Here is a 10,356-nt window from a genome sequence, read left to right as displayed (position 1 = left end):
AACACACGTGAGTTCAATCGATCGTTTGAAATAGATTCATCCACGCTTGGGATCGCCCCGACAGGGACCTTAGCTCGGCAGTTCATAGCCCTTGCGACGTGGACGATCCTGCATGGATCTGGCTTCCTTATCGCCTAGAACTTGCTGTGCCGCGGGATCCCATTCGATCGAACGACCAAGACGTTCGGCGATCGCGGCGAGTTGACAAATACTGCCGGAACGGTGTCCCACAGATGCTGAACAAATCGGTGCCTCACGGGACTTGACGCAATCGATAAAGTTCTGACGGTGATTATTAGATTCGTAAACTTGGATGTCGCTATCGGTAAAGCGGTGGCGGACGAGTTCCTTTGGCATCGTGGCAATCTTGCCGCGACTGACATGAACTTCCCCCACAGTTCCAATGAAGCGGATCATGTGCTCTTGCTTCGGATCCTTATCGCGCCAAACCGTAATGCCATCGGCGTAACGATAGTGATGGAATTCAGAACCGTTGTATCCCTTAGGTATAAACTCGACAGGGCCAGTGTTATCACGACCAAGTGCCCATTGAATGATGTCAAAGTGGTGTGCTCCCCAGTCGCCAAACTTGCGGCTACCATAATCCCAGTAACAGCGCCAACCACCACCGTAGATCGATTTAACGCGTTCATCGGTATATTCGTAGAAGGGCGTGGGGCCGAGCCATCGGTCATAATCGAACCCATCCGGAACGGGTTTTATCTGCACATTTTCCGGTGGCGGAGGGAATGATCCGAGTTTTACATAAACCTCTTTGACCTCACCGATCAGTCCATTGCGCACCAAGTTCGCTGCGATACGGAAGTGTGCCGAAGAGCGTTGCTGAGAGCCGACTTGCAAAATGCGACCATACTTCTGCTCCGCAGCGACCACTGCCTTACCTTCTTCGACCGTCAGAGTCATTGGCTTCTCCAAGTAGACATCCTTGCCCGCCTTCATCGCCGCAATCGCGATTGCGGCGTGCCAGTGATCGGGCGTCGCAATACATACGATGTCAACATCTGGATTCTGTAAGAGCTCCTGATAGTCGTTGGTGCCCATGACAGACGTCGCACCTTTAGACGATAAGGTTTTGAGCGCATCCTGCAGTTTGGATTGGCGAATATCACATGCAGCGACCGCCTGTAGCTCTTTCATGCCAGCAAAGGAACGTAAATGCCCTTGCGCAATGAGGCCTGTGCCAATGAAACCGATACCCATTCGGGAATTGGCGGCGGCTGATGAGCCATTGCCCAGCGTTTCGGCTCTGAGTATCATCGGAGCTCCGAGTATCGCACCCGCAGCAATTGCAGACTGTTTGAGGAAGAAACGACGAGTTGTCTGATCGTGGTGTTTCATAAAGTAAGTATTCTCTCTAGTGGTTCAGTTATTTTAAGGTTATGCGAAACCCAGACGATTCCTTCGATAACGCACCCTCTGCAAAATTTAAAAAAGCCCTCGGTACGCGCACCGAGGGCTTCTTGAAAATCGGTCGAACTATGATTGAACCACTAAGACCGACGACGACGCATCACAACGGCGCTCAAACCGAAGCAACCAGCCAGCAAGGCATAGGTGCCAGGCTCGGGGATGACGGCAACCTCGAAAGAAAAACCAACATCACGAAAGCGTTTGGCGGCTGCTGTCGATGTTACTGTGAGCACATCTACAGTCGTAAATGTTACAGCTGAACTGGCAGGCGTCAAAACTTGAGCGCCAACTGTGCCAAAGTAAAAAGTTTGAAGGCCGTCTGGATTGGCAAATACATTGATCGATGAAAAGCCACTGAAAACAGCGGTTTCATCACCGGCATCCCCCGAGGTGTAATTGATGTTTTCGATACTCAACTGAAACGACTGGTTCGCATCAATATCATCCACAGGGCCAAAATGCTGGTATTCTGGAGTGGTGTATGTGCCACCTTCAGAATAATCAAAAGCCGTGCCGAGGGTCACATCCCCCTCAGAAAAAGACGAGCCCTCGAAAGCCGAGGAACGGAGCTGAAAGCTCAACGTGTCATTCGCATTGCCGAGCCCATCCAAATCGCCAGTCTTAGTCCATGTGTAAAGCCAATCGTTGCCGTCAGCAACCACTGACACCGTGAATTGACCAGTCTCACCGCTCTGCCCGAGATCAACTGCCTCCCAACCCGCGACTGACACGGTGTTTGCATTCGAGGTTTGAGCCAGTGTAAGCGAGGCAGCGGCAGCGAGTAGAAGTATTTTTGGGTTTTTTAGTTTCATAGGTATTTAGTATTAACATGATTTGTTAGCAAATTCACACACGTCGCGAAAATCTTCGAGAACAGGGGTATTCTTTGCTGAGTGGACTTTCATTATGCCATAGTAAAAAAATTTGTATATCGGACGTTTGTCCGATGGACATAACGCTTGGATTGCACGACAATCCATAGCGTGAATATTGAGTCGCCTCCTGCTCATTTCGATTCATTCCTGACCAGCTAGGCACGCAACCAGATATGCTCCGTATACTTAAAGCCCTTATCGCCGCCACCACACTTGTGGTTCAAACGATGTCCGGAACCCCGTTGGTCGAGCAATCGTTACCCGAACTGGAGCAAGAACTCGCATCCATCGATTCTGAGTTGGTAGCCCTTGCCCGCTTTACGCTCCGTAGCGGCAGCGGTTCCATCGGCTTCCGCTCGAACTGGCATCTGACTGCCGAGTACCCCGAGTGGATCGAGATCGATCTTGGGCGTAAGGTTCCCATTGATGAAATCGCCCTGGTGCCGATCCTTTGGCGTGATTCCAAAATCGGTTTTCAATCAGACGCTTTTCCCGAAACGCTCCGCATCACATACGGCACTAACGATGACCGCCCGGGCACCCTAATGGGAGATTTCCACTTCTCGCCACAGAACAAAGGCATCGCCCCACGGATCATTTCCGTAAACAAGGTCGTCGCCTCCTGGGTGCGGATCGAAGCCCCTCAGCTCGCTCCGCGCGCCTTTGATCAGCGCTATCTGCTCCAGCTTTCCGAAATCATGATTTTTAGCGATTCGGAGAACGTCGCCCTACGACGCCCAGTCACTGTTTCGAGCGCACACATAAACGGAAACAATTCGAGCTGGAACGAGACCTTTCTGGTAGACGGACATATGCCCTACATGATGGATGCCCCCAGCGAACAAAGCAGTATCGCCTATCTAGTCCTGTTCGGTCAACCGACCTCGATGATTCTCGACCTGGGCCAGCAGTACCCGATCTCCCGCATTCATCTGCATCAGATAGAGAACACCGATACCGTTCCCCAGACCGACACCAGCCATTTAGGCACTCCCCCGAGGATGCGAATCGAGGGTGCGAATCTACCCGATTTCTCCGACGCGGTCACGCTGCTAGAGACGAATACCGAACGTATCATCGACCAAGGCCCCATCTTGATGTGGCCCTTCCCCGAAACGACCTGTCGCTACGTTCGCATCGTAGATATCTCTGACCTGTCACAATTCCGAATCGGCTTCGCCGAAATCGAAATATTCTCCAACAATCACAACGTCGCACGAGGTATAATGGTTCAAGTCGACCCTCCGAACAAACGCCCCCCGCCAGATCCTGGAAAGGGGCAGACTCGAAATTTGTCTGCATTAACCGATGGCCTAAACCTCACAGGAAATATTCTACCGATCCGAGAATGGCTCAATCAATTGGCGCGCCGACAGACGCTCGAAAACGAACGCCCGCAGGTTGTCGCAGAGCTAGGTCAGCGCTACGTTCGTCAGACAGCTAATCTCAGGCGCATGAGCTGGCTAGCCGCCCTACTAGCCGCCAGCACCATGATCACTCTATTGATCCACAAAATCATCCGCCAACGAGCCGTGTTCCACACACGCGAACGTATTGCCGCCAATTTACACGATGAGCTGGGTGCGAACCTACATGCCATCGGCCTGTTTGGTGATCTGGCCAAACAGGAAGCCAAGAAACACGGCGCAGGCGCTCAATGGAGCAAACTCAATACATACGTCGACGAGGTGCGCACGCTCACTAAAAAAACTGGTGAAACCGCACGCTATTGCACCAACATGCTCGAAGCCAAAGAAATCCATAAGGATTTCGTTAGAGAGCTCAGGCATATGACTGAGCATCTGTTAATCGACCTAGAGTATACCCTCATCATTAACTGCGAACCAGTGCTACAGCAACTCAAGCCTCGAATACGCACCGATCTGTTCCTTTTCTTCAAGGAGTGCCTAACCAACATCATTCGCCACTCCGGGGCCACAACAGTCGATACTCGTATCACAGTTGAAAACCATCGAATCACACTCACCGTCATCGACAACGGTTGCGGACTCACCGAAACACCCAAGGCACTCAAACGACGCGCACGCCTACTCAGAGCAAAACTATCCATCGAAAAACCTGAGATCGGCGGCACTCGAATCACTTTACAGCTACGCAAATGAGGATGCGCCACACATCTCAATCGAAGCAATCTATCTGCTACAGTTCATACATCCCAAATTACAATATCCATGCAAAATAACATTCACATCATGCTAATTGAGGACAACGCCGCGTATCGCAAGGGAATCGCCTGTGCGTTGGATAATGAATCAGACATCAGCCTGATGAACCAGTTCGGCACGGCGGAAATTGCCCTACGCACTCTTCAAAATGCATCCGGTAACGATATGCCCGACCTGATCCTGCTCGACCTGAATCTGCCAAGCATGTCGGGCCTCGATTCGATTACATGGATCAAGCAGTATTCACCAAACACAAAAATACTGATACTCACCCAGTCGAATATGGAGGCGGATCTTCTATGTGCGATTCAGCGCGGAGCCGATGGCTATCTACTGAAATCCACCTCAGTCGAAGACCTCATCACTGGCATCCACGAAGTCATGAACGGTGGCGCTTCGATCGACCCAGGTCTCGCTCGTGTCATACTCAACACACTACAAAAGAAGCTCCCCACCAACACGACCACGATCACACTCTCTCAACGAGAAAGTGAAGTGCTAGCACTAGTCGCAGACGGGCTACTCAAAAAACAGGTCGCCCATCAACTCGGGGTCAGCCAACGAACCGTCGCCACGCACATGGAACACATCTATAAAAAACTGCAGGTGCAAAACGCTCCCGCCGCAATTAGCAAAGCCTATCAGCTAGGTCTCATTGACATACAGAAATAAAATCCCGAACTTCTGGAAAAAGCAAGACCCGCAGTAAGGTATTCAAATTACCGCTTACAGTCGTCTTATTGATCAATATGAATGTCGATAAATTCTGGATTCGAAACATTGGCCCAACTGTCAGGCTGGAGTTTTTCCGAAGATTGGATGGAGCACTTCCGATCTCGCATTGTTTTACAAGAGAACGAGAAGTCCTATTCTACTAGCGATAATGACGTTGCACAGTCGGCAATTCATAGCCTACCCAGCGTGGACGATCCTGCATCGAGACTGCTTCGGTGTCGCCGATAATTTGCTAAACTGCGGGATAGATAAAGACAGTTTGGCGCGCCGTCGGCTGTCCCAACATCCTATTCTGATGGATTAACAAACCTTCGTCATCTTTAAGGTCGAAAGACACCAAGCCTCCATTCACAGGAACCTGCGAGTTCACGACAACGAATAATCCAGCAGGCAACTCAACTGTTTCTTCACCAAAAGTAACCTGAAGCGAATCCGATGTATAATTAACAAAACTAGAGATGGCTAGGATTTTATTAAATGTCATAATGAGCTATACCTTTTAACTATGGTTTGCAAACAACCTACCGGCGAAATGATGCGATTCTAACAGGTCATCCGAGATTCTACATCGTTGGCGTTGATGGTGCTCGTGGTAAAGACTGAGGAAGGAACCTAATGTTCACACGTCCCGAGTCGTTTGTCGGAGGCGTAATGAACACGATTTCCCGACCAGCAGGTTGACCAAGGAGACGTGATTCATAGAGCATCACTCCATCCATGGTCCTAATGTAGAATGGAAGAAACCCTCCACTCGATTCCTTTTTCGATTCGACTACCGTCGTTTTCCCAGGTTTCAAACGAAATGTCTCTCCGTTAAAATGCCCCTCCATGGGCACTGACGTGAAATTCATAAACCGGAAGCTGCCAGCAGGAAACACATCAAGCGAATCATTGATGCCGAACATGGTTAGCGGCAAGCCCGAGGCTCTCTTATTGGCAACGACAACGAAAAGCATTTTCTTAGCCCCCTCCATCATCGAAGCCTCACCGACCAGCTTGTAATCATCTTTACCTTCCGGATCCTTTGTCAAAACAAAGAGCTGCAACTTCCCCATAGACAAAGGATATGACTTAGAGCGTCGACCAGGATTGACCTTCAACTCAGACATCGTGTTACCAGATTGATAATAGAGCTGAGAGTGAGGAAGCGTATCCCACGCATAGAGAGAGAATTCTCTCACCGTTCCTTGCTCATTTGGGCTTTGAGCCTGCATAAGCGAGGATGCCGCCAGCAAAAGAAAACAAACGGTCGATAAGAATGTATTGGGGAATCGAATTTTCATAAATACGCGCTGCTGCTATGCCCTAAATCTCATCTGGAGACAACCAACGTAATTTAACGATCTTAAATCGGCGCCCAAAGGTCTTGTTAATATCATTAAAGCTACTGGACTCGACAAGCGTAGTGGGATTGATCGCTTCATCCCACGGCTCATTATCGCTCGCATTAGTAACTGAGTCTACATACTCTGGAACTCTCTGCACGATCGCCTCACAGATCGCGGTGGACACAATATTATTACCATCGAGCGAGCGAACCTCTCCATAAGAACGAATGCGAAAGGTGTCGCTTCGAGCAGTCAACCGCGGAGCCAAGGGCAACAGGACATCTGCTTGGGTGAGATCTCCAGGGATGTTGGTAGTGCTCGCAGATAGAGTGCTTGCGGGTGGTCTGCCAGGCATATAAGGGCTAGAATAATCTGGATTCGCGCCACCTGCATTGCTGTGCACAGAATTGTTGATCGAAGTTAGATCGATAGCCGCCTGAAGTGCACCGGCATACGAAGTCTCATTGTTGAGTGTGCCCATGCGATGATTGACGAAATCGGAGAGGCTCATAAAGGGTCCTCGCAGCTTGACCTGCTCGACGATACGCGTTGCCAAATCGTTGACCTGCGCATCATTCAGCCGGGCGAGACCTGCCCAATGCGCCTGAGTGGTCAGCGACGCAGGTGCTGACGGATCACTCGGTGACGCACTGCTGGGGAATGGGGTATCATTTGAAGGGGAATCCGTAGCGGATCCCTGCGCATACCTTACGGCTAGATTTCGATTGGAGCGAAGGAATGCCTCCCACGCAGGAATGGAAGTAGAATTCACGTTAAACGCACCATCGATCAAGCTGTAGGCTCCCAACTTCTTGTAGCCATCGGCCGCATCGAGTTCCGAGACAACATCGTTGGCCGATTTGCCAGGAGGGAGGTATGGCCTCAAAACTGGATTCGCCTGTGCATCGCGATAGTCTGTGCTCGGATCAGAGTCATTATCGAAAAATTTATCCAGAGTATCTTTAAGAGTATTGCCACCGTTAGAATAGCCACTCCCAGTCAAGGTAAAATCAGGGGCAATCCCAGAGAGATAATAACGGTCAAAAAGTGCGTTATTCAACAACCAGGAATGATCCCCCGCAGTATAATTAGAGGCGGAGCCATTCGAACTAGTGACCACAGCTTGATAAGGAGAAGTCGGAGTGACGAATGGACTCGACCAAGAATTACCCACCGCATGAAAAGGCTCGGATGCCAAAGTACTAGGTTTGCCTGAGAAAATTCAGCAAGCGAGATCAGCGGGCCGGAGGGAATATTCGACATCGGGACCGAGGTGGATCCGCCGAACTGGTAGCTAGATCCCCAGAACGCATTTCTGCCGGACCCAGTAAGATTAAAACCATAGTTGTTCAACAAGTTATTAGCATTATCGTCCGCAATATGAGCGTAGAACTGATTGATGCCACAGGCGGTAAATCCGAAGTCTTTGTTCATGAGCATCGGTGCCGGGTTGAAACGTGAAAATACTTCAACGGGGTTCGCAGATGCATCGACAGGCCCTCCAGTTGCGCCTCCGAAAAGTGCCGGCTTCATCAGGTGGATCAGCATACCGAAAAACTTCTTCTCCCCATTGAGCAACACATTGGCATCGAATTCAGAACCGGGAATTATAAAACCATCGGCACTTGAATCGGGAGTTCGATAAGTGCCACTGGCATCTGTTCCAATTTGATAGTGGCTCTGTTGTATCTCCTCAGATATGCTTGGATCCGTGGGATTTGAAATACTGGTGTTGATGTAGAAACGCTCTGTGCCAGCTCCGCCTAAGGATGAATAGCCAAAGCTCACTTCATTGGCACCAAGGCTTGCATCGATTACAATATTCGAACCATTCCCATCAATCTCGGTCATCACGATACCGCTGTTATTGATATCGCCATTCTCAAAGTAGCCTGGACTTGCGATCCCGGAATTAGCAGTGCTTGGAGTGACTGCCATCACTTCGCCTGGCTCCATAGTAATGGTTGTAGAGCCATTAGCATCCTGGACCTCGAAAGTATATTCCCGGTCGGTTCCTGCGTTTACGTTATACTGAAAAAGGGAGCGAAGGTATTGCGAAACGACCACCGCGTCATCTCCAGTAACTTGAATGTTGTATTGCCCGGGGAATGAGTTTTTAAGATCAATTTTCAAGCCTTCGAATTGCAGCTTTCGATTGTAGGGGTTCCAGATGTAGAAAATCGGATCAACCGCTACGGCCAGTTGAACCTGATCCGGCGTCGACGTCGGTATGCCCTTTAGACTCAGTAAAGCGGTGGTTCCTAAAGTCACAGGTGCATATGAGGGCTGCGCCGGACGATAAATATAGCCAGAAAAGTCCCCCTGAAGCTGGGTGCGTTGCTCGTGATCCCAATGATCCCCCCACGAACCAGCGGTATCAAACATTTCACTGTAGTTACGGCCCTCTGTTCTCAGATTTGGATAGTGTGGACGTGCTTGGAGTGTATAGTCTCCGTTCGTTCCGGAAAGCCGCTTGTAAAGATTGGCGTAGTCGCGGAGGGCCCACCAATTCGGCCCGCGCTTTCTAACCTCACTGTCATTACTAACAATGTCGCTGGAAAATGGAGTCGCTGGACTAGCATTCTGGTAGTCACGATACAAAAATCGCTCATAGACCGGTATCCCGTTGGGCTTGCCCGAGGCACTTAATCGGTCCTTATCCGGAGCATCGGAGACAAATTCATCGAACTGCTGATTGAATTTAGTGGGTTGCCCGACCGAGGAATTCACCATGTCAGCATCCCCGTCCATCTCAAAAGCCAGACTAAGATCGCGACGTAAACCGCCAAACTTAACATCTGCCATAATGCCTCGACTACCCCAAGTGACATCGCCACGTGTTTCTTTTAACCAATCCACCGCATCCGTTTCGCTGCTCATCACACTCGTAATATCCGCAACACCACTGAGTTTCAAAATCCCATCCGAGATCAAAGTAGTGCCATCACTGCTCAAAGGATAGCTCACCGAATCAAAGGGGCCAGTGGAACCTGAGCCATTTAGAACACCATAATCCGGGCCAGGCGCCGCAGCTAGGCGAGTTGCCTGATAGCGATCCGCGCTCAGGCTGGACGATGAATGCTCACTCCAGGACAGGTCAGCCTTCACGCTTTCGTCCTCCACCATGAAGGCGTAATAAGTGTTCCCGGAAGCACTCGATTCAATTCTTACTTTACCGACTTTGGCGTATGACGTTCCAGTCGAATCAGTCGCCAGATCTATGCTGTCAACCGGAGCAGTCTCCACCGCATCCAGCGAACTCGGCAGTTCTAACTCGGTGTCATCGCTGGCACTCGGATTTGAAACCAACCAAGCCACAAATTCGCGCGTATTGGGATTTTTCGGGCTGTAACTCGGTGTTCCAGCGGACACGGTATCGGACTTCCAGATCCCGGTCCAAGCGCCTTGCCCCTCCAATGGATTGGTTCCACCAGTATACAGATTTTTGGAATCGTTTAAAACCTCTGCGGTTGCCGTCACACGTTGATCCGGCCCTGCGGTCTCTTGTAACTTACCAATGGCAAGATTGAGACTCAGCAGTGCGGCCTGTTCCGCCTGCAGTTTCGCGACGCCTGTATTTGCACTCGCGATTTCAACTTGAACGAGCGTGCTGATGCTCAAAATCAATAGCAGCACAAAAGCCATCAAGCTCAGCGCAAGCACTAGAGCAAACCCTTCTTCCCGTGGCCTGTGAACTAACAAATATAAGGGGTAATTTTTCATATTATAGTTATCGTCGAATGCTTGAAACAGAGCATTATGCCATTAGTAGCAGACTCTGTCTATCGGCCAGATGTCCGA

The 10,356-nt window shown here is 50.2% G+C and carries 8 protein-coding genes; 2 read left to right on the top strand and 6 right to left on the bottom strand.

Annotated features, from left to right (window positions below):
* Positions 1 to 69: 69 nt before the first annotated feature.
* On the bottom strand, positions 70 to 1,359 hold the full coding sequence (locus SH580_RS01020) for a Gfo/Idh/MocA family protein (RefSeq protein ID WP_319833145.1): 1,290 nt from the start codon (positions 1,357 to 1,359) through the stop codon (positions 70 to 72).
* Positions 1,360 to 1,511: 152 nt separating this feature from the next.
* On the bottom strand, positions 1,512 to 2,243 hold the full coding sequence (locus tag SH580_RS01015) for a PEP-CTERM sorting domain-containing protein (RefSeq protein WP_319833144.1): 732 nt from the start codon (positions 2,241 to 2,243) through the stop codon (positions 1,512 to 1,514).
* A 236-nt stretch (positions 2,244 to 2,479) separates the two neighbouring features.
* Here SH580_RS01015 and SH580_RS01010 point away from each other — a divergent pair, with 236 nt between their 5' ends.
* Both SH580_RS01010 and SH580_RS01005 read left to right on the top strand, forming a co-directional pair.
* Positions 2,480 to 4,429 (top strand): ATP-binding protein, encoded by a 1,950-nt coding sequence (locus SH580_RS01010; protein ID WP_319833143.1) that lies wholly within the window; start codon positions 2,480 to 2,482, stop codon positions 4,427 to 4,429.
* 69 nt (positions 4,430 to 4,498) lie between these two features.
* Complete coding sequence (locus SH580_RS01005; RefSeq protein WP_319833142.1) at positions 4,499 to 5,164, top strand: response regulator; 666 nt, start codon at positions 4,499 to 4,501, stop codon at positions 5,162 to 5,164.
* Between the two features lie 295 nt (positions 5,165 to 5,459).
* Here SH580_RS01005 and SH580_RS01000 read toward each other — a convergent pair whose 3' ends face one another.
* From SH580_RS01000 to SH580_RS00985, 4 genes are all read right to left on the bottom strand, one after another.
* On the bottom strand, positions 5,460 to 5,711 hold the full coding sequence (locus SH580_RS01000) for a hypothetical protein (protein ID WP_319833141.1): 252 nt from the start codon (positions 5,709 to 5,711) through the stop codon (positions 5,460 to 5,462).
* 79 nt (positions 5,712 to 5,790) lie between these two features.
* Positions 5,791 to 6,510 carry a hypothetical protein gene (locus SH580_RS00995; protein ID WP_319833140.1) on the bottom strand — a complete coding sequence of 240 codons (720 nt, stop codon included), beginning with the start codon at positions 6,508 to 6,510 and terminating at the stop codon, positions 5,791 to 5,793.
* 22 nt (positions 6,511 to 6,532) lie between these two features.
* Positions 6,533 to 7,615 carry a hypothetical protein gene (locus tag SH580_RS00990; protein WP_319833139.1) on the bottom strand — a complete coding sequence of 361 codons (1,083 nt, stop codon included), beginning with the start codon at positions 7,613 to 7,615 and terminating at the stop codon, positions 6,533 to 6,535.
* A complete protein-coding gene (locus SH580_RS00985; protein ID WP_319833138.1) occupies positions 7,612 to 10,278 on the bottom strand; it encodes a hypothetical protein in 2,667 nt (888 codons plus the stop codon). Before SH580_RS00985 ends, SH580_RS00990 begins: the two co-directional genes overlap by 4 nt.
* Positions 10,279 to 10,356 lie beyond the last annotated feature (78 nt).

This window comes from Coraliomargarita algicola (assembly GCF_033878955.1).
GTDB lineage: Bacteria > Verrucomicrobiota > Verrucomicrobiia > Opitutales > Coraliomargaritaceae > Thalassobacterium > Thalassobacterium algicola.
This window is presented reverse-complemented; position numbering and strand designations above follow the sequence as displayed.